The sequence below is a fragment of the Nocardioides pini genome, from assembly GCF_026712185.1.
Lineage (GTDB): Bacteria > Actinomycetota > Actinomycetes > Propionibacteriales > Nocardioidaceae > Nocardioides > Nocardioides pini.
In genome coordinates, this window is the sequence record NZ_JAPPUX010000002.1 from 666,876 (window position 1) to 685,487 (window position 18,612).

19 protein-coding genes are annotated in these 18,612 nt (G+C 73.8%); 8 read left to right on the forward strand and 11 right to left on the reverse strand.

Going from position 1 to position 18,612, the window contains the following annotated elements:
- Positions 1-214 precede the first annotated feature (214 nt).
- From ctlX to NYO98_RS09300, 4 genes are read right to left on the reverse strand one after another with little or no spacing between them, the layout of a single operon-like run.
- Complete coding sequence (ctlX, locus tag NYO98_RS09285; RefSeq protein ID WP_268111341.1) at positions 215-1,246, reverse strand: citrulline utilization hydrolase CtlX; 1,032 nt, start codon at positions 1,244-1,246, stop codon at positions 215-217.
- A gap of 31 nt (positions 1,247-1,277) precedes the next feature.
- Complete coding sequence (locus NYO98_RS09290) at positions 1,278-2,375, reverse strand: threonine aldolase family protein (RefSeq protein ID WP_268111343.1); 1,098 nt, start codon at positions 2,373-2,375, stop codon at positions 1,278-1,280.
- Positions 2,376-2,393: 18 nt separating this feature from the next.
- Positions 2,394-2,597, reverse strand: a complete 204-nt coding sequence (locus NYO98_RS09295) for a hypothetical protein (protein WP_191196112.1) — start codon at positions 2,595-2,597, stop codon at positions 2,394-2,396.
- A 33-nt stretch (positions 2,598-2,630) separates the two neighbouring features.
- A complete protein-coding gene (locus NYO98_RS09300; protein ID WP_268111345.1) occupies positions 2,631-3,182 on the reverse strand; it encodes a 2'-5' RNA ligase family protein in 552 nt (183 codons plus the stop codon).
- Between the two features lie 54 nt (positions 3,183-3,236).
- Here NYO98_RS09300 and cobT point away from each other — a divergent pair, with 54 nt between their 5' ends.
- The 3 genes from cobT (at position 3,237) to cobU (ending at position 5,660) form a co-directional block, all read left to right on the forward strand.
- Positions 3,237-4,277, forward strand: coding sequence for a nicotinate-nucleotide--dimethylbenzimidazole phosphoribosyltransferase (cobT, locus tag NYO98_RS09305; RefSeq protein WP_268111346.1), 1,041 nt, complete (start codon positions 3,237-3,239; stop codon positions 4,275-4,277).
- Entirely contained in the window at positions 4,274-5,038 is a 765-nt protein-coding gene (locus tag NYO98_RS09310; RefSeq protein ID WP_268111347.1) for an adenosylcobinamide-GDP ribazoletransferase, read from the forward strand. The genes cobT and NYO98_RS09310 overlap by 4 nt, the downstream gene beginning before the upstream one ends.
- A gap of 94 nt (positions 5,039-5,132) precedes the next feature.
- Positions 5,133-5,660 carry a bifunctional adenosylcobinamide kinase/adenosylcobinamide-phosphate guanylyltransferase gene (gene cobU / locus NYO98_RS09315; RefSeq protein ID WP_268111348.1) on the forward strand — a complete coding sequence of 176 codons (528 nt, stop codon included), beginning with the start codon at positions 5,133-5,135 and terminating at the stop codon, positions 5,658-5,660.
- Positions 5,661-5,687: 27 nt separating this feature from the next.
- On the opposite strand, the gene NYO98_RS09320 is transcribed toward cobU, so the two are convergent.
- Positions 5,688-6,011 carry a hypothetical protein gene (locus NYO98_RS09320; protein ID WP_268111349.1) on the reverse strand — a complete coding sequence of 108 codons (324 nt, stop codon included), beginning with the start codon at positions 6,009-6,011 and terminating at the stop codon, positions 5,688-5,690.
- 106 nt (positions 6,012-6,117) lie between these two features.
- On the opposite strand from NYO98_RS09320, the gene NYO98_RS09325 reads away from it, so the two are divergent.
- Positions 6,118-6,303, forward strand: coding sequence for a hypothetical protein (locus NYO98_RS09325; RefSeq protein ID WP_268111350.1), 186 nt, complete (start codon positions 6,118-6,120; stop codon positions 6,301-6,303).
- Positions 6,304-6,318: 15 nt separating this feature from the next.
- Here NYO98_RS09325 and NYO98_RS09330 read toward each other — a convergent pair whose 3' ends face one another.
- Together NYO98_RS09330 and NYO98_RS09335 are read right to left on the reverse strand one after the other, a co-directional pair.
- Positions 6,319-8,049, reverse strand: a complete 1,731-nt coding sequence (locus NYO98_RS09330; protein WP_268111351.1) for a DEAD/DEAH box helicase — start codon at positions 8,047-8,049, stop codon at positions 6,319-6,321.
- Positions 8,050-8,112: 63 nt separating this feature from the next.
- Positions 8,113-8,682: a GrpB family protein gene (locus NYO98_RS09335; protein ID WP_268111353.1), complete on the reverse strand. Its 570-nt coding sequence runs from the start codon at positions 8,680-8,682 to the stop codon at positions 8,113-8,115.
- A gap of 81 nt (positions 8,683-8,763) precedes the next feature.
- On the opposite strand from NYO98_RS09335, the gene NYO98_RS09340 reads away from it, so the two are divergent.
- Complete coding sequence (locus tag NYO98_RS09340) at positions 8,764-11,619, forward strand: helix-turn-helix transcriptional regulator (RefSeq protein WP_268111355.1); 2,856 nt, start codon at positions 8,764-8,766, stop codon at positions 11,617-11,619.
- A gap of 100 nt (positions 11,620-11,719) precedes the next feature.
- On the opposite strand, the gene NYO98_RS09345 is transcribed toward NYO98_RS09340, so the two are convergent.
- A complete protein-coding gene (locus NYO98_RS09345) occupies positions 11,720-12,724 on the reverse strand; it encodes an FUSC family protein (protein WP_268111356.1) in 1,005 nt (334 codons plus the stop codon).
- Between the two features lie 140 nt (positions 12,725-12,864).
- On the opposite strand from NYO98_RS09345, the gene NYO98_RS09350 reads away from it, so the two are divergent.
- The 3 genes from NYO98_RS09350 to NYO98_RS09360 are packed head-to-tail and all read left to right on the forward strand — an operon-like array spanning position 12,865 to position 14,149.
- Positions 12,865-13,323 (forward strand): SRPBCC family protein, encoded by a 459-nt coding sequence (locus NYO98_RS09350; protein ID WP_268111357.1) that lies wholly within the window; start codon positions 12,865-12,867, stop codon positions 13,321-13,323.
- On the forward strand, positions 13,320-13,667 hold the full coding sequence (locus tag NYO98_RS09355; RefSeq protein WP_268111358.1) for an ArsR/SmtB family transcription factor: 348 nt from the start codon (positions 13,320-13,322) through the stop codon (positions 13,665-13,667). Before NYO98_RS09350 ends, NYO98_RS09355 begins: the two co-directional genes overlap by 4 nt.
- Positions 13,664-14,149, forward strand: coding sequence for an SRPBCC family protein (locus NYO98_RS09360; RefSeq protein WP_268111360.1), 486 nt, complete (start codon positions 13,664-13,666; stop codon positions 14,147-14,149). Before NYO98_RS09355 ends, NYO98_RS09360 begins: the two co-directional genes overlap by 4 nt.
- Position 14,150: 1 nt before the next feature.
- Here the strand turns inward: NYO98_RS09360 and NYO98_RS09365 are convergent, their stop codons facing one another.
- The 3 genes from NYO98_RS09365 to NYO98_RS09375 are packed head-to-tail and all read right to left on the reverse strand — an operon-like array spanning position 14,151 to position 18,609.
- Complete coding sequence (locus NYO98_RS09365; RefSeq protein WP_268111361.1) at positions 14,151-14,885, reverse strand: hypothetical protein; 735 nt, start codon at positions 14,883-14,885, stop codon at positions 14,151-14,153.
- Positions 14,882-15,553 carry a SatD family protein gene (locus tag NYO98_RS09370; RefSeq protein ID WP_268111362.1) on the reverse strand — a complete coding sequence of 224 codons (672 nt, stop codon included), beginning with the start codon at positions 15,551-15,553 and terminating at the stop codon, positions 14,882-14,884. Before NYO98_RS09370 ends, NYO98_RS09365 begins: the two co-directional genes overlap by 4 nt.
- A 53-nt stretch (positions 15,554-15,606) precedes the next feature.
- Positions 15,607-18,609, reverse strand: a complete 3,003-nt coding sequence (locus NYO98_RS09375; protein WP_268111363.1) for a bifunctional [glutamine synthetase] adenylyltransferase/[glutamine synthetase]-adenylyl-L-tyrosine phosphorylase — start codon at positions 18,607-18,609, stop codon at positions 15,607-15,609.
- Positions 18,610-18,612 lie beyond the last annotated feature (3 nt).

Consider the following 18,612-nt stretch of genomic DNA (forward strand, 5'->3'; position numbering starts at 1 on the left):
ATCTCGACTCGCTACGCGCCGGCCTGTGGCACGCAGCGTTTTGATCAGAGCGGCCAACGATCACGGGCACGCGGTGGCGCTCGCGAAGCCGAATGGACGGATCCCAGCCGCGCGCGACCTACCCGTTTCCGACTCGCGGCGGTTCGCAGCGCCTTCGAGACACGCTCAACCTGGACGACGTGACACTCCTGGCCCAGTCACCCGAACCCCACCGTCAGGCGTTGCCGTCGACGTAGCGTCCGTCGGGGGTGACCGGGTTGTCCTCGTTGATCGCCTCGACGGCCTCGGTGAGCTCGGCCTCGGCCAGGGGCGGCCGGCGGTCGAGGTGGATGCCGGCGATCATGCAGCGCACGGACCCGCCGGCCAGCTCGATGGTCGGGATGTCGACCGCGACGATCTCGCAGGTCTCCTCGATCGCCGCCACCTGCTCGGGGAGCAGCGACCGCCTCGCCCGGGCGGACATCGCCATCACGTAGCGGCGCTTGCCCGCGGGCGTACGACCGCACAGCTCCACCGCGTTGCCGGCGAACTCGCGGATCTGGTCCTCGCTCAGCTCGATGATCGTGCGGCCGGTCACCGCGAGCCGCTCGCGCACCTGCTCGCGCCGGTGCTCGTCGGGGATCATGTCCAGCGCGATCATCGCGACGTCGGTGCCGATGCAGGCGATGACGTTGGTGTGGTAGACCGGCACGCCGTCGGAGTCGACGGCGTCGAAGGCCATCGGCTCGTAGTTGAAGTCGGTGCAGAAGCGCTCGAGCACCGCGACGTCGGCGCGGTGGCTGCGCGCGGTGTAGGCCACGCGAGAGACGTGGTCGAGCACCATCGCACCGGTGCCCTCGAGGAAGACCCCGTCGGGCTCGAGGCCCGAGTAGTCGATGATCTCCTGGACGCGGTACTCCGACTTCAGCATCTCCAGCACGTCGGCGCGACGCTCGTGGCGGCGGTTCGAGGCGTACATCGGGTAGACGGCAACCGTGCCGCCCGCATGGGTGGAGACCCAGTTGTTGGGGAAGACGCTGTCGGGGCGGGTGTGGTCGTCGTCGTCGAAGACGTGGACCCGTACGCCGACCGCGCGCAGGGCCTCGGCCAGCGCGTCCATCTCGGCCACCGCCTTGGCCGCCGTCGCCTCCGCCGACTGCCCGGCAGGGGCGTCGGCCTGGAATGCGTTGTCCGCCGCGGTCGCCGGGTTGGGGACGAAGCTGGTCGCGCGGACGAGAATCACTGCGGAAGGGGCCTGGGCACTCACGGGAGGAATGTAGGGCACCCGTGCCCCGTCGTCAGAACCCGCGCGGGCCCGCGACGGCCGCCGCCATCGTGGCGGCCACCTCGGCCGGGTCGTGGCGGATCGCCGGTTCGTAGCAGGTCAGCTCGGTCTCGACCCAGCCCGGGACCTCCGCGTCGCGCCAGAGCCCGCACGCGACGACGCCGCGCTCCTCGACGAAGGTGACGACCCGCTCGTTGACCTCGTCGGCCGTGCCGGGGGCGTAGGCGAGGAACGTGCCGATGTGCGGCTCGTCGGGAAACGTGCGGAAGCCCTGCTCGCGCAGGGCCGCCGCGAGCTCCACGGCCCACGCGCGGTAGTCGCCGAAGCGGTCGAGGTGCGTGCGCAGGCCGATCAGCCCACCCACCGCCGGCGCGGTCAGGGAGAAGAGCGTGCCGCCCATCCGCTGGCGCCACGAGCGCAGCTCCCCGGCGAGGTCGTCCGGGCAGACCACGAGCGCGCCGCTGGAACCGCCGAGCCCCTTGTAGAGCGAGACGTACATGGAGTCGACGAGCGCGGCGACCTCGGCCAGGCTGCGGTCCCAGTAGGGCACCGACTCCCAGATGCGGGCCCCGTCGGCGTGCAGGCGCACGTCGCGCTCGCGGGCGGCGGCCGACAGTGCCTCCAGCTCGTCCCACGACGGCAGCAGGCAGCCGGCGTCGCGCAGCGGCAGCTCGACCATCGCGGCACCGAGCCGGCCGCCGACCGCGGCGAGGTCGTCCGCCGTCGCGGTGCGCCGGCCGGTCGTCAGCCACTCGAGCTCGAGGCCCAGCACCCGGCGCGGCCCGTCCTGCTCGTGGTGCACGAGGTGCGACAGGTCGGGCAGCGCCACGCGGCGCGAACCGGCCCGGTCGCACCACGCCCGCAGGGTCGCCTGCTGGGCCATGACCCCGCTCGGGAACATCACCGCGGCCGGCTTGCCGAGCAGCGCGGCGACCTCGGTCTCGAGCTGGGCGACCGCACCGCGCTCGCCGTAGCGGTCCCACGCGAGGTCGTGGGCCTCGGCGTGGTCGGCGAGCTCGCGGAGCATCGCCGCGGGTGTCGAGGGCGGGCGGTGGAAGATCCAGTCCGCCGACGCGGATGCCGCCCGGAAGCGGTCCTGGAGATCGCTCATGCCGACCTCACGCCGCCGTCAGGCGTGACGCTTGAACCAGTAGGTCGTCTCCACGCCGGGGATGACCTGCACCAGCTCCCAGCCGTTGACGCCGAGGGTGGACAGGAGGTCCTCCCACGACTCGGTGCCCTCCACGAGCGCCTCGGGGTCGGCGTTGTAGCCGCCGACCTCCACGTTGCCCTGGTCGTCGACAGTGATCTCGAGGTGTGCCCAAGAAGCCATGCCGCGATCCTGCCATGCGGGTCCGCGCGCCGGTCAACGACCGAGCGGCCACTCCGCCATCACGTGGCACCGGTCGGTCTCCCACCAGGCGAGCTGCAGCCGGTCGAGCACGACCTCGACGGGTACGACGCCCGCGAGCAGCGTCGCCGTGGAGGCGAGGTCGACGCGGTCCCGAGCGGAGCCGGAGGCAGTGTCGAAGGAGGCGGCGTCGACCGTGAGGTGCGGCTGCACGTCGGCGCCGAACTCACCGCCGTACGGCGGCCACGCGGGGAAGGCGGCCACCAGGCGCGCGGTCAGGTCGCGCAGCTCGTCGTCGGGGTCGGGCACGAGGTGGATGATCCCGTTCGGGAACTCGCCCAGGCGCTCGAGGCGCACCCGCACGGGCGGGGTCGCGCTGGCGAGCCGCGCGACGGTCGCGAGGTCCGTCGCGCTGGGCGCCGGCGCGAACGGTCCGAGGGCCGTGATGTGGGCGTGGCCGAAGCGTGGGTCCGTGGAGACGAAGCCCGCGTCGTAGTGCGCGGTCCTAGCGCGCACCCATCCCTCCAGCGCCGGCACCGGGAGCTGCAGGACGGAGTGGCCGGTCACGCGGGCAAGACTGGCAGGTGGCGCGGACACGGCCGTCACTAGGCTGCTCACGCCATGAACGAGATGTCGCACGTCGCCCCGCCGTCACCCGAGATCGCCGCCCTCGCCCGCGAGCGCCTCGCGGGCCTGGCCACGCCGCCGGGCGCCCTCGGCCGGGTCGGCGAGGTCGGCGTGTGGCTGTCGGCGGCCCAGGGCGTGGTGCCACCGCGGCCGCTCACCGACGTGCGCCTCGTGGTGCTGGCCGGCGACCACGGCGTCGCGGCGCACGGGGTCTCGGCTTACCCGCCGGCCATCACCGAGGCGATGGTGCGCACCCTCGTCGCGGGCCGCGCCGGCGTCAGCGCGCTGGCGCGCGAGCACGGCGTCGCCGTGACGGTGGTCGACGTGGCGGTGGACGCCGACCTCGACGACCTGCCGGCCGAGGTCACGGCCCGCAAGGTCCGCCGGGGCTCAGGAGCGATCCACCTCGCCGACGCACTGACCCGCGAGGAGGCCGAGCGCTCGGTCGCGCTGGGCGCCGAGCTGGCCGGCGAGCTCGTCGACGACGGCGCGCAGCTGCTGATGACCGGTGACCTGGGCATCGGCAACACCACCGTCGCCGCCGCTCTCGTCGCGGCCACCCTCGGCCTGCCGGCCGACGAGGTGACCGGTCGCGGCACCGGCGTCGACGACGCCGGCTGGATCCGCAAGCGCGACGTGGTGGCACAGGCGCTCGAGCGTGCGGACGGCCGCACCTCCGACCCGGTCGAGGTGCTCACCGCACTGGGCAGCGCGGACCTCGCCGCGACCGTCGGGTTCCTGGTCGAGGCGTCGACGCGCGGCGTCCCGGTCCTGCTGGACGGGCTCATGTCCGTCGCGTGCGCGGTCGTGGCCGAGGCCCACGCGCCGGGTGCAGCCGCCTGGTGGCTCGCCGGCCACCGCTCGACCGAGCCGGCCCAGGCCCACGCGCTCAAGTCCCTCGGGCTCGAGCCGCTGCTCGACCTCGGCATGCGCCTCGGCGAGGGCTCGGGCGCCGTCGCGGCGCTGCCGGTGCTCCGCTCCGGGATCGCCGTGCTGCGCGACGTGGCGCTGCTGTCGGAGATCCTGCCTTCGTGACCGTCCGCGACGCGTGGCTGCTGGCCACCGGCACGCTCACCGCCGTCCGCGTGCCCCCGCCGAGCCGGGTCGACGGTCGGGTCGCCGGTGTCGCGATGGTCCTCGCGCCGCTGGCGGTGCTCCCCCTCGGGCTGGCCGCGGCCGCCGTGGTGCTGGTCGCCGGCTGGGTGGGACTGCCGCCGCTCGCGACGGCGTACGTCGTGCTCCTGGTGCTGGCGCTCGGCACCCGCGCCTTCCACTGGGACGGCCTGGCCGACACCGCCGACGGCCTCACCGCCTCCTACTCCCCCGCCCGCTCGCTCGAGGTGATGCGCACGGGCCCGGTGGGGCCCGCGGGCGTGGTCGCGGTCGTGCTCGTCGCGGGTCTGCAGGCGGCGGGGCTCGCAGCCGTCGCGCGCCACGACCACGGTTGGTGGGTCGTCGGGATCCTGGTGTGCGCGTCCCGGGCCTCGCTGGCGCTCGCGTGCGTGCGCGGGGTGCCCGCGGCCCGCGCGGACGGGCTCGGGGTGACCCATGTCGGCTCGGTGCCGGTCGTCGCCGCCGTCGGCGCGCTGCTGGTGACGCTGGCCGTCGTGGGCCTCGCGGGCCACGGGCTGGGGTCTGCCTGGTCGACGGTGCTCGGGGTCGTGGTGATGGTGGCGGTGGTGCTCGCGCTGCTGCTCCGGTGCGTACGACGCCTCGGCGGGATCACGGGCGACGTGCTCGGAGCGGCCGTGGAGGTCTCCCTCGCTGTGCTCGTGCTCGCGGCCGCCACGGCGTAGCCGTCGGTCGGGGCCGTCGCCCTGATCTGCAGGTCGATCGCCGGCGCGTGCCTCGGCGTCCGATCCCCCCGCCGACTCTGACAGGATGCGCGCCATGCGGATCCTGGTCACCGGCGGCGTGCGGTCGGGCAAGTCCACCCATGCCGAGGACCTCATCGGCGGGGCCCCGGCCACGTACGTCGCCACCGGCACGCCGCCCGACCGCGAGCAGGACCCCGACTGGGCCGCCCGGATCGACGCCCACCGCGACCGCCGCCCCGACGCGTGGGGCACGCTGGAGACGCAGGACCTCGCCCGCGTGATCACGGACGCCCGCGACCCGCTGCTCGTCGACTGCCTCGGCACCTGGCTCACGGCGATCATCGACGCGGACGACGCCTGGGAGCACGAGTCCGACGCCGTCCACGACCTCGTCCTCGCCCGGACCGACGAGGTGGTCGACGCGCTCAGCCGCTGCGAGCACGACGTCGTGCTGGTGACCAACGAGGTCGGGCTCGGCATCGTGCCCGAGCACCGCTCCGGCCGGCTCTTCCGCGACCTGCTCGGTGTCGTCAACCAGCGCGTCGCGGCCGCCTGCGACGAGGTGCACCTCGTCGTCGCGGGTCGCGTGCTGCGGCTCTGACGCCGCTCGCCGGATCGCGTCGGCGGCTCAGCCGGGCTCGGTGAACGACACCGGCTTGCCGGTCTCACGGGCGTACGCGATCTCGCGGCCCGTGGACTCACCGACGTAGCCACCCGGGTTGACGACCAGCACGCGGTCGGCGAGGTCGATCTTGCGCAGGTGCAGGGCGTCCAGCGCGGTCTTCTGCTCCTGGGTGATCGGCTCCCCCGCTCCCCCGCCGTCCGTGCGCCCGAAGACGCCCGGCGCGACGACGATCGCACCGGCGAAGGTCAGGTCGCGGTTGGCGACAGCCATCTCCTCCGCGAAGCGGGTGGAGCCACAGATGCAGACGATCTCGGGTCGGTCGGGCACGGCCCGGAGTCTAGGCAGCGCCCGCGGACCCCGGGGGTCTGACAGTGACTGGACCACCGTGACCTCGGGGCCGCCGCTGACTATCCTCGGAGACGAGGTGGTCGCGATGATCTACTGGATCCTCCTGGTCCTGGCCGTCAGCCTCTTGGTGTGGGCCGGCTGGCGTCAGAAGCGCTACGGCGGCAGGACGACGTACGACCGTGACGCCTGGCAGTCCGACATGGGCCTGCACCACTCGGCGTACAACCCATGGGGGCTCGGGCGCCACGCGGGAGACGAGGACCGGAGCTGACCGGCGCCGAGCCGCTCAGGCGTCGCCCTCGGTCAGGGTCGTGACGGGCAACCAGTCGGCGCCGAGGAGCTGGGCGAGGTCCGCGAGGCCGGTGGTGTCACCACCCACCGTGTCCGAGGCGGCGGCGATCCGCTCGACCATCACCCTGCCGACCCGCTCCTCGACGGTCCCCTCGGCGTACGCGACGTGCCACGGCGAGACCTGGTGGTCGCGGTGGGTGCGGCCGGTCACCTGCCGCCCGGCGATGCCGGAGAAGCGGGCCTGGTGGAACACGCCGACCCGAGGCTCCGTGCTCGCACTGCGGCCGTCGGCGAGGGTCTCGCCTGCGTGCAGGCTGATCGAGGCGACGGTGGTGAAGACGCAGACCCGCGCCTGCCCGGTCTGGAACCGCAGCCGCTCGGCCTCCGGGTCGAACCGGTCACGGCCGTAGATGGTGGCGACCTCGATGCCGGCGTCACGCAGCCGGTCGGAGATCGGGTCGGCGGCGGTCGCGACGAACTCGACCGAGCACGCCACCTGTCGCTCCGCCTCGACCTGCTGGGCGATCCAGGCGACCGTCGAGTCGACCCGGATGAGCCCGGCCTTCTGCCGGAAGCGCAGGAGCGCGGCGCGGCCCCTGGCGACGTCGCGGCCCCGCCGGGCGATGTCCATCTCGCGGCAGAACTCTCCCCACCCGGCCTCGTACGCCGCTCGCTCCGCCGGAGTGAGGGTCACGGGCATGCCGGAGATCGGCACCGGTCCCCACGGCGCGGCACGGTGCAGCATCGCCGGGGGCCGCTCCTCGTCGAGCCAGCCACGCACGAGCTTGAGGTCGGCAGCGCGCCGCGCCCGGTCGGTCGTCCACGTCGGCCCGTAGCGACCACGTTCGACCCCGACGCCGTGGCGCTCGAGCGCGGTGGCGAACGTGTCCCCGGGCTTCGTCGCCGAGGTCCACTCCCGCATCGACTCGCCCAGCGCCTGCGCGTAGGCCGGAGCCAGGTAGGGGAGCTCGAGCGGCGTGTGTCCGGGCGTGGCTGTGGTCGCGATGACGAACGGCGCCTCGTCGTGCGGCCGCCCGTGTCCCGAGATCCGTGCCCACAGCTTCCACCGCTTCGTCGTCGTACGGCGCAGGGCGTGCGCCTCGTCCGCGATGATCACGTCCCAGGTGTGGCCCGCGACCTTCTCGAGCCGGTCCCACGTGATCACCACCCACTCCAGGCCGCCGTCACCCAGCGCCGTGATCGTCCGGCACCAGTGCCCGATCGTGATGGCGGCCGGCCGGTCGGCCACGACCAGCACCCGTCTCGCGCCGCGGAGGTCGCCCACCGCCGTCGCCCCGAGGACCGCCGAGATCGTCTTGCCCACGCCGGGCTCGTCGGCGAGCAGGAACTGCCGTCCCCCGGCACTGGCGCGGGCCGCGATGGCGTCGGCCGCCTCGAACTGGATCCTCCGGGGCTCGAGGTCCCCGACCGGCTCGGGGCCGGGTGCCGGATGGTCGGGGTTCAGGGTGTTCTCGACGAACCGACCGAGCGTGTGCGGCCCCGGGGCGTACGGCGTGAGGTGCGCGGGCAGGTCGCGCCCCACGTGGAGGTGGGTCCTGACGGCAGGGTGCCAGGTGGCACCGTCGACCTGCGTCCCGTAGGGGATGTCGAGCACCCACACCCGCTCACCCGGCCCGGCGATCGGCAGCGGCTGCTGGCGCTGTCGCGTGCCCTGGCGACGGGCGGACGACCCGCGTCGGCGAGCACTGGAGCGACGACTGGCCACCCACGGACGTTATCCGGGTCTCCTCCTCCAGCTGGGTCGACTCGCCTGTCGCCGTGGTTCGGTTCAGGGAGACCAACCCACCCCGTCCGCCCACTGCTCCGCGGCATCCATGACCAGGTCGCACACCGGGTCCTTCACGGCGTAGTAGGCGTCCACGTCCTCCGGGTGCAGGCGAGACAGCGTCATCTTGATCTCGGCGTACGCAGCGGCGGCGGGCGTCGAGTGGCGCAGGTAGTCGCGGAACAGCAGCGCGTACCGGGTGTTGGCTCGACCGGCTTCGCGGACGTGCAGGTGAGTCGGCCGCCACGACGCGGGGGCCCTGAAGTACCTCTTCTCCCACGCTCGAGGCCCACTGCGGTCGCCGGGCGGGACGTGGTCGCTGGTGATCTCGGTGAGCGTCGCGCCGAGCCCCTCGAAGGCAGGAACCAGCCGTCGGTCTGCCAGGTCCTCGACGGTGACCTGCACGTCGATGACGTCCTTGGCAGCGAGCCCGGGCACCGAGGTCGAGCCGATGTGGTCGATGCGCGCCGCGACGTCACCGAGCCCTTCCTGCAGCCTGTCCCTCACCCTCTCGAACTCGGAGGGCCACTGGTGGTCGTAGGGCTGGATGACGATCTGGCGAGGTGCGGCCATGCGGGAAGTCTGGCACCGGGCTCGCGCCAGGCACCGCGCTCGGGGGTGGCCTCGGGGTCGGGTTGGAGGCACCCTGAGCGCGTGGCCGTGACGCGCGCCAGGATGGTTGGCCGAGAACGCGAGCTGCAGGCGCTGCGAGGTGCTGCAGGCATCGCCGCGGAGGGTGCAGTGCGCACCGTCCTGGTCCTGGGCGAGCCCGGCGTCGGCAAGACGCGTCTTGCCGAGGAGCTGGCACGCTCCCTCGGCGCGCCGTGGTTGTGCCTGACGAGCCACGGGGTGCCGCTGGACGGGACCGAGGTGCCCTTCGGTGGCGCCGCTGAGCTGGTGCGGGCCGTCACCCGAGCGCTGGGCCCGGCCGAGGTGCGCAGGCGCGTCGGCCGGGACGCCCCCGTGCTCGGCCTGCTCGTTCCGGCAGTAGCGGATCCGCCCGCGGATCACGTGGACCGCGCCGACATCATGGCCGCCGTGCTCCGGCTGGTCGAGGCGCTCGACCGGCCCGTGTGCTGGCTGGCGGACGATGCCCAGTGGCTGGACCGGGCCACCCGCGACCTCCTGCTGTACGCCGAGCGGGTGGCGACCTGTCCCCTGCTGATCGTGGCGACCATCCGAACCTCCCCGGACACCCCCGGCGGGATGCCCCAGGCCCTGGCGGAGCTGGGTCGCCGTGCCGACGTCGTGCAGCTCGGACCTCTCTCCGGGCGCCAGGTCGTCGAACAGATCGCGGAGCTCGATGAGTCGCTGCCCGCGGACGTCGTGAACCGCATCTGCGTGCTCAGCGACGGCATGCCCTACTACGTCGAGCAGCTCGTCACGGCCCGCGGGGAGGTCGCGGGTTCCCTCCACGCGGTGCTGCAGGCACGCCTCGACCAGCTGTCGGCACCGGCACGCGAGGTCCTCGCAGCGGCAGCCGTCGGCGAAGGCCTGCTGACACCGTCCGGCCTGCGAGCCGTCAGCGGTCTGGGGGACGACTTCACGGCGGCCCTGAGCGAGGTTCGCGGTCGCGGCCTGCTCGTCCTCGACCCGACGAACGACGGGTTGCGTTTCCACCACGCCCTGCTGCGTGACGCCGTGGAGCGCACCGTCCTCGCGGAGGACCGCAGACGGTGGCACGAGGCGTGGGCCTGCTACCTCGACGCGCTCGCCGGGCGCGACGGTCACGACCTGCAGGTGGTGATGGAGCGCGCCAGGCACCACGACGCGGCCGGGACCGGGGACGCCTTCACCTCGGCGCTCGCCGCCGCCCGAGCCGCCGACCTCACGCAGGATGACCAGGCACGCAGCGTGTGGTGGCACCGAGCCTTCGCCCGCTGGCCCGCCGCGACCGCCGGACCCGACGGGCTGACACGCGATGCCGCTCTGAGCCGCGCCTACGCGGCACTCTGGTCCGTCGGCGACCTGCACGACATCGAAGACCTGCTCGAGCGCGAGCTCGCGGACGAACAGGATTGGTTCCGATCCCTGTGGCTGCGTCTGCTCCTCTGGCGAGCGCAGCGGGCGATGCTGAAGGAGTACGGGCGCGTCGTGCCCCCGTCGGAGGCCGAGGCAACGCTGACGCGCCTCCGGGCGCGCGAGGTCGACTGCACGGTGGCCGAGGTGACGGTGCACCTGGCGGACGAGTGGCTGCAGGACCTGCCGGACCTCGCAGAGGCCATGCTCCACCGAGTGGTCGACGACCTGAGCGAGGTGGCCGACGTGGGCGTGCTTGCGGACGCGTGGGACCTGCTCGGGTGGCTCGAGTGCTGTCGCGGTGACCCTGATGCGGCGGTGCTGCTCGCCGAGCGGCAGCTGGCCTGGACGAGGAGACGGCATCCCGCGCGAGTGCTCCACGCCCGATGCGTCCTCCTGAACGCGCTGGTCAACGCGGAGCGCACGGACGACGGGCTCCTGCTGGCCGACGAGACGCTCGCCGTGACCCGCGATCCTCACCTGCATCCCCACTTGTGGGTGGTCCAGCACATGCTCCGTGCCGTCATGCACCTGTGGACCGGCGCCTGGCAGGAGACGCGCGACGACCTCGACCACGCCACCGAGGGCAGGCTCGGCGGCGACATCGCCTCGTGGTGGAACGCCGTCGCCGGCATCCGGAGTGCCCGCATCGGAGACGTCGACGCCGCCCGGGTGCACCTCGACGCCATCCCGGCGCCCCCTCCGGGCACACCCCCGGGGCAGCGCTGGTCCCAGGAGGCCGAGCTGCGGGCGATCCTGCAGGCCGAGGTCGCGGCCGCCGAGGGCGACGGTCGCGAGGTGTGTCTCAGCGTGCTGCGGGCCGTGACCCTCCACCATCCGGGCGACCCGCCGGACACCCTGTGCAACGCGCTCGTGTCCGGTCTCCGCTCCGGCGTCGACAGGGCGCCCGTCGACCCCGAAGCCCGAGCGCTGGCCCGCGACGCGACCACCTTCCACACCACTGCCCCGCCCGGGCGCAATGTCGTGCACCAGCTCAGGCGAGACGAGCTGGCCGAGCACCTGCGACGGGTGGACGACGACGACACCACGGACAGGTGGTGGGGCATCGCCACCCGGTGGACCGCACGTCACCGGCCGTACGACGCCGCGCACGCGCTGCTGTTCGCGGCCGAGTGCGCGGTCCGCGACGACGACCGCACGCGAGCACGCGATCTCCTAGGCGAGGCCCACGCCCTCGCTGACCGCCTCGGCGCCCAGCCGTTGCGACGACGCGTCGAGGCCCTCGCAAGGAGCAGCCGGGTCGGGGCGGTCGGACACCCGCCGGGTTCGCACGGTCTCACTCCCCGTGAGTCGGACGTGCTCGACCTGCTGGTCGACGGCCTGACGAACCGCGAGATCGCGCAGCAGCTCGGGATGTCCCCCAAAACGGTAAGCGTGCACGTCTCCCACCTCATCGCCAAGCTGGGCGTCGCCAACCGGACCGAAGCGGCCGCACGCGCCGTGCGCGACGACCTGACGGGCGAGCGGTGAGGCGTCGCGCGTCTGCAGTGGACATCCAGAGCTCCTCTCCGACGGGCTCGACGGACCCAGCCTCCGCCTAAGACCCCGCCCCGAGGATCGGGCAGACGACCTATGTCCGGGCCTGCCGGTCCGGGCGAGAGGCACGCCGACGCACGAGCGCGGGGAGCACCACGAAGCCGGCGACGGCTGCGATGCCCACGCCCAACCCGGTCTCCACGACCCGCTCCCAGAACCGCATCGCGGCGTCGCCGGGGTCGCGCGCGAGCAGCATGATGAAGACCAGGCAGGTGGTGAGCGTCGGCAGCACGTACCAACGGCTCCCCGCGACAGCCGTCGCCGCGGTCATGACCAGCAGGATCGCGGCGCCGTACACCCAGTCGGGAGGGTCGGCGAGGACGAGCGCGATCGCTGCCAGCGCGCCGATGACCACGTCGCCGAGGCGGTCCAGGGACCGCAGCCTCTGCGTCGGCGGGTCCGGGCGCATCACCAGGAGCGCGGCTGCGGGGGCCCACCCGACGTGCTCGAGCGACGCGGCGAAGCCGATGGCGGCGCAGACGGCACCGGTGACCCCGGCGACCCATCCGTAGGTCACCAGCAGCGCGGGAGGCGGCGTCGGCGCTCGAGGGGCCGGCGGTGCGGGGTGCTCCGGCCAGGCCAGCGCGACCAGGACCGACCACGCCGTCCCGACCAAGAGGTCGAGCGCGAGTCCTGCGACCTCCCCGGCCCCCGGGTAGCTGAGCCCCACGGCGAACAACGGCAGGCAGATGACGAGACCGAGCATGCTGACCGGGCCCGGGCGCGCTGCCACGACGTGGCCCAGCAGGCCGCCGGCGAGGGCGAGACCGAGGGTCGCCACGACCGGCCACTGGGCGAGGAACCCGCCCAGGAAGACCGAGAGAGCCGCCAGCACGCCGACGAGGCCGGACCGGAGGCGTGCCGGGCGACCCGGCGCCAACGGCAGTGAGCACACCGGGAGCAGGCCGACCGCCAGTGCCGCGGCCGCCTGGACGTCCCACAGCGCCACGGCTGCGGCCGGGGCGGCCGTGACCGCCCCTCGGAGGGCGCCGTTCCACTGCCACCTCACCGCCGCCCCCGAGCTGGAGTGCGGCTTCACCGTGCGATCCAACGATGCGTCCGCCCGTCGGAGCCTCCCCCGGGCGGGGTGACAACCCGCTCGATTCGCGCAATCAATGGTTGCGCTTCCCGGCGACCGGGCGTAGCGTGAAACGCAACCACTAGTTGCAGGAGGGCGTCATGGAGCTGGGAACCATCGAGCGCGAGCTCTACGTCGAGGCGGCACCGGAGATCGTCTTCGACGTGGTGAGCAACCCGGACCACGTGAAGCAGTGGTGGTCCGACGACGCCCGCTACGAGACGGTGGTCGGCTCGGAGGGCGAGATCCTGTTCGCCGACGCGGACGGCGGGAAGGTCGAGGCGTTCACCGTCGTCGACGTGCAACCGCCCACCCGCTTCTCGTTCCGCTGGACGCACCCCGCCGGGGAGGACGCGGCCGAGGGCAACTCGCTGCTCGTGACGTTCGAGCTCGTGCCCCAGGGAGACGGAACGCTCGTGCGCTTCCGGGAGACCGGGTTCCGCGAGCGCGGCTGGACGGACGCCGTGCGCGAGGCGACCTACGAGGACCACGTCCACGGGTGGGACCACTTCCTCCCCCGCCTCGTCGCCCACGCCACGGCGGTGGGGGTCCGGTCATGAGCGCCCCCGTCGACGACGCGCTGTGGTCGGCGATCGGCGACCCCACCCGCCGACGCGTGATCGACCTGCTGCTGGCCGCGGGCTCGGGCACGTCGACCTCGCTCAGCGAGCGGCTCCCGGTGAGCCGGCAGGCAGTCGCGAAGCACCTGGCCGTGCTCGACGGGGCGGGACTCGTGCACGGCCAGACCGCCGGACGCGAGCGCCACTACCGGATCGACGAGGAGCAGCTCGCCCGGGCGCTCGCGCAGCTCGACGCCGTGAGCACCGCATGGGACGGCCGGCTCCAGCGCATCAAGCGCCTCGCCGAGGCGCTGCAGGACCAGACCACGAAAGGATCGACATGAACGACCTCACGCACACCATCACGGTCGACGCGACGCCGCAGGAGGCGTACGACGCCATCGTCGACGTCCGCTCCTGGTGGGGCGCGACCAACATCGTCGGCGCCACCGACCAGCTGGGCGCCGACTGGTTCTACCTGGTGCCGGACCTCCACTACTCCAAGCAGCGCACCGTCGAGCTCGTCGCGGGCGAGCGCGTCGTGTGGGAGTTCACCGACGGCCACCTCGACTTCATCGACGACAAGCAGGAGTGGATCGGGACGACGGGGCGCTTCGACATCACCCGCACGGGCGACGGGACGACGGTCACCTTCACGCACGAGGGCCTGGCCGCGAGTGACGAGTGCTTCGAGGTCTGCCACGACGCCTGGCGGCACTACATCACCGAGAGCCTCCGCCAGCGGATCCTGACCGGCCGCGGCACGATGCGGACCCGCGAGGAGGACCTGGCAGCGGTGGGCCAGCACGCCCCGTCCCGGCAGTAGCTCAGGCCACCAGAACGAACGACCCCAGCGCGACCAGCCAGGAGGCGAACGACCCGAGCAGGAAGTACTCCGTCATCTCGTGGACCGTCTGCTGCTCGTGGCGCGACGACAGCTCGGGGAACCGGAGCAACCCCTTGGCCGCGACGACGACGCTGGCCGCGGTCACCTGACCGCCGAGGGCGAGGGCGAGGATGAAGACCCGCTCGAGCGGGCCCAGGAGGCGGCCACCCTTGAGCTGGGTCGGAGGCATCCCGCCGTCGGATCGCGGGTTGATCGTGCCGGTCGCCTTGAGCACCAGCCGCACCAGCACGTTGCCGGTGGACAGCTGGATCGCGAAGGCGCCGACCAGCAGCAGGAACCGGTCGGCCGAGATCGAGCCCAGGTCGGCGATGGCGAGCGACTCCAGCCACCGCGCGAGCGGGCCCCCTGCGGACGGCGCGAGCCCCGAGCAGGCGATCACCCCCACCAGCGAGGCGAGGAAGACGCCCAGCGGCAGTCGCGCGGCCTTCGGGCCGGGATGGCCGAAGCCCCACGTCACGGTCAGCCCCCACACGAGGACGACGACCACGATGACCAGCAGCGCGGCGACGTCGCGTCCGGACGTCAGCCCCGCGAGCAGGCCGACGCACAACGCCACCAGCGCCCCGACGCACTCGGGCAGGTAGCGCGTGCGGCGCACCGAGTGGGTCAGGTCGGTGACCGCGAAGCCGATCAGCAGGATCCCGAGCCAGCTCATCGATCTCCTTCTCCGGTGTCGCGCCCGCGGCCGGGCGCGAGCAGGTCGTGGGCGGCGACGATCGCCGCCAGTCCGTCGGCGCGCACCCGCTGCGACACCGCGGACGCGCTGATGCCCAACGCCTCGGCGACGTCGCGCTGGCTCACGTGGGACAGCAGACCACGCAGCACCGACACCGAGCGCTCCGACAGGCCGGTGACCCGCTCGTCGCGCAGCACCAGCCCGGCATTGACCAGCCCGGGGTCGGGCGCGTCGGCCGCCCCCTCCGCGACGACGTACGCCGTGCGGAGCCAGCGCTGACCGGGGCTCGCCTCGGCGCTGGCGACGGCCTCGATCCCGGCGCGGGCGGCCCACCAGCCCGGGCCGTCCTCGATCCCCGCCTCGCCGTCGAGCACGGTGGTCGCGCCCCAGCCGATGCCGTGCCGGATGTCGTACGCCGGGAGCAGCCGCACTCGCACCAGGAGCGTCGCCTGCACCGCCTCGGCGACCGTCGCGAAGGCACCCTGGTACTCGTCACCGACGGTGACCCACATCGGTCGCAGCGGTCGGAGCAGGTCGTTGACCTCGGCGAGCGCCGCGGCGAGGTGCTGGTGCAGGACGGTGCGGTCCTGCGATGATCGGGACCTGACCAGGTCCCCGATCAGGGTCGCCACGACGGTCTCAGCCATCCCCCGATGATGAAGGTCATTGCTTCATTTGTCCACGGATGAAGCAAAAGGCTTCATTCCCAGAACACTCGCTCGACCACCGCGTGGGCGCGTCGCGTGGTGCGCAGGTAGTCGTTGACGAACTGGTCCGACGCCCCCTGGGGATAGCCCAGGACCTGCGCGACCGCCGCGCGTTCGCGCGCGTCGCGGGGCAGCTGGTCGGAGGGGCGGCCGCGGACGAGGGTCACGGCGTTGCGCACCCGGCTCACCAGCCGCCACGCCTCGGCCAGGGTCGCGGCGTCGTCCGCCGAGATCAGGTCGGCGTCGACCGCCGCCTGCAGCGCGGGCAGCGTCTGGGGCGTCCGCAGCCCCTCCACGGTGCCGGCGTGCCGCATCTGCAGCAGCTGCACCGTCCACTCGACGTCGGCGAGGCCGCCCCGCCCGAGCTTGAGGTGGGTGTGCCGGTCGGCGCCCCGCGGCAGCCGCTCGTCGTCGACGCGCGCCTTGATCCGGCGCACCTCGACCACCGCGGAGTCCGGGATCCCATCGACCGGGAAGCGCAGCGGGTCGATGAGCTCGGTGAAGCGGGCGCGCAGGTCGGGGTCGCCCGCGACGGCGTCGGCCCGCAGCAGCGCCTGGAACTCCCACACGTGGGACCACTTCGCGTAGTAGGCGGCGTAGGACTCGACCGTGCGCACCATCGGTCCGTTCTTGCCCTCGGGACGCAGGTCGGCGTCGACCTCCAGCGGCGGGTCGCTCGCCGGCAGCGACAGCAGGCGTCGCACCTCCGTGACCACAGCGGTGGCGTACGACGACGCGGCCTGCGCGTCGACGCCGTCGGCCGGCTCGTGCACGAACATCACGTCGGCGTCGCTGCCGTAGGACAGCTCGAAGCCGCCGTAGCGGCCCATCGCGATCACCGCGATCCGCGCGGCGGGGGCGTCCAGCCCGCGCTGCCGGCGCACGGACTCGGTCGCGATGTCGAGCGTCGCCTGCAGCGTCGCGTCGGTGAGCCGGCTCAGGCCCTGCCCGACCAGCGCGACGTCGGTGCCCGCCACGAGGTCCCCGCAGGCGATCCGCAGCAGCTCGCGACGGCGGACGGCACGCACCGCCGCGACGGCGGCCTCCGGCGTCTCGGCCCGCTCGACGAGGGCCTGCATCTCCGCGAGCGCGGCCTCGGCGCTCAACGGGACGAGCGACTCCCCGAGCATCTTCACGCCCTGCGGCTCGCGCTCGAGCAGGTCGGTGGCGTAGCGCGACGTGCCGAGGACGACGGCGAGCCGCTGGGCGACCTCGCCCTCGTCGCGCAGCATCGTCAGGTACCACGGGCTGCGCCCCAGGCTCTCGCTGATCCGGCGGAAGCCGAACAGCCCCGCGTCCGGGTCGGGCGAGTCGGCGAACCACTCCAGCAGCACCGGCAGCAGCGTGCGCTGGATGTCGGAGGTGCGGGAGACGCCGCTCGTCAGCGCCTCGAGGTGGCGCAGCGCGGCCCGCGGGTCGGCGTACCCCAGCGCGGACAGCCGGGCCTCGGCGGCCTCCAGCGACAGCCGCGCCTCCGGACCCGGGAGCTTGGCGACGGCGCCGAGCAGCGGGCGGTAGAACAGCTTCTCGTGCAGCCGGCGCACCTCGCGCCGGTGGTGGCGCCACTGGCGCTCGAGCTGGGCGGCCGGCTCGGAGTAGATGCCGATCGACCGGCCCAGCCGCCGCAGCGACGCCTCGTCGTCGGGCAGGACGTGGGTGCGCCGCAGCTGGTGCAGCTGGATGCGGTGCTCGAGCGTGCGGAGGAACGTGTAGGCCTCGTGGAGCTTCTCGCCGTCCTCACGGCCGACGTAGCCGCCCTCGGTGAGCCGGGTGAGCGCGCTCAGCGTCGCGCCCTCCCGCAGCGACGGGTCGGGCCTGCCGTGCACGAGCTGGAGCAGCTGGACGGCGAACTCGACGTCGCGCAGGCCGCCCGAGCCGAGCTTGATCTGCCGCTCCGCCTCGTGGGCGGGGATGTGGTCCACCACCCGGCGCCGCATCGCCTGCACGTCGGCCACGAAGCCGTCGCGGCCGGCGGCGCTCCACACCATCGGTGCGACCATCTCGCAGTAGCGACGGCCCAGGTCGGCGTCGCCGGCCACCGGCCGCGCCTTGAGGAGCGCCTGGAACTCCCAGGTCTTGGCCCACTTCTCGTAGTAGCCCTGGTGGCTGGCGAGGGTCCGGACCAGCGGCCCCTGGCTGCCCTCCGGCCGGAGGTTGGCGTCCACCGGCCAGATCGTGCCCTCGCGGGTGTGGTCGGAGCAGATCCGCATCAGGTGCGAGGCGAGCTGGGTGGCCGCCCGCAGCGCGACGCCGTCGTCCGCGCCACCCGACCCCGACCCCGACCCCGACCCCGCCGGCTCGTAGACGAACACCACGTCCACGTCGGAGATGTAGTTGAGCTCGTGGCCCCCGCACTTGCCCATCGCGATGACCGCGAGGCGCACGGCGTGCGCGGGCTCGCCGACGCGGGCGCGGGCGACGGCGAGGGCGGCGTCGAGGGTCGCGGCGGCCAGGTCGGAGATCTCGGCGGCGGCGTCGTCGAGGCCGACGTGGTGGGCGAGGTCCCGCGAGGCCAGCCGCAGCAGGTGGCGGCGGTACTCCACCCGCAGGGCGTCGACCGCCTCCTTGTCGGGCACCTCCGCCACGGGCTCGTCGGCGCGCGGGTCCGCGCCGACGACGCCGAGCATCGCCTCGCGCAGGGCGTACGCCGGGGTGCGGGTGCTGCCCAGCGTCGGGTCGGTCAGCTCGCGCCACTGCTCCGGGTGGCGGACGAGGTGGTGGGCGAGCGCGGTGCTCGCGCCGAGCACGCTGCACAGCCGCATCGCGGTGCCCTCGTCGTCGGCGACCTCGGCGAGCATCGCCTGCCCGGAACCCTCCGACTGCTTGTCGAGGGCGTCGACGAGTCGCAGCAGCCCGTCGAGGGCGGCGTCGGGGTCGGCCGCCGCGGCGAGCTCGTCCACGAGCGGCGGGCCGGCGTCGCCGAGGCGCTCGACCCCGCGGGCCGCGGCGGCGCCGTCGACGAAGCCCTTGCGGACGTAGGTCCCGGCGGAGGTCATCGG